Below are 268 nucleotides of genomic sequence, written 5' to 3'. Positions count from 1 at the left end.
CACCACCCTCCTCACCACCGGCCACCGCGTCTTCGTCGAAACCAGCCCCCACCCCGTCCTGCTCGGTGCGGTGGCCCAGAACGCCGGCCACCACCGGATCGCCGGGGTGACGGCGGTCGGCACGCTGCGCCGCCAGGAGCACGAGCCGGCGCAGCTGCTGCGGAACGCGGCGGAGGTGTTCGCCGTCGGCGTGGACGTCGACTGGACACCCTGGATCGGAACGGGCAACCTCACCGACCTCCCCACCTACGCCTTCCAGCACCGCCGG

Annotated in this window: 1 protein-coding gene; it reads left to right on the top strand. The window is 73.1% G+C overall.

All coding sequences use genetic code 11. The features are described from left to right. Positions 1–268, top strand: a 268-nt coding sequence (locus VR45_RS04940) for a hypothetical protein (protein WP_045938440.1), incomplete at both ends; no start/stop codon positions are given.

This window comes from Streptomyces sp. NRRL S-495 (assembly GCF_000966955.1).
GTDB classification, from domain to species: domain Bacteria; phylum Actinomycetota; class Actinomycetes; order Streptomycetales; family Streptomycetaceae; genus Kitasatospora; species Kitasatospora purpeofusca.
Note: the sequence above shows the minus strand (reverse complement) of the source record. Positions and strands in the feature narration are given on the sequence as shown.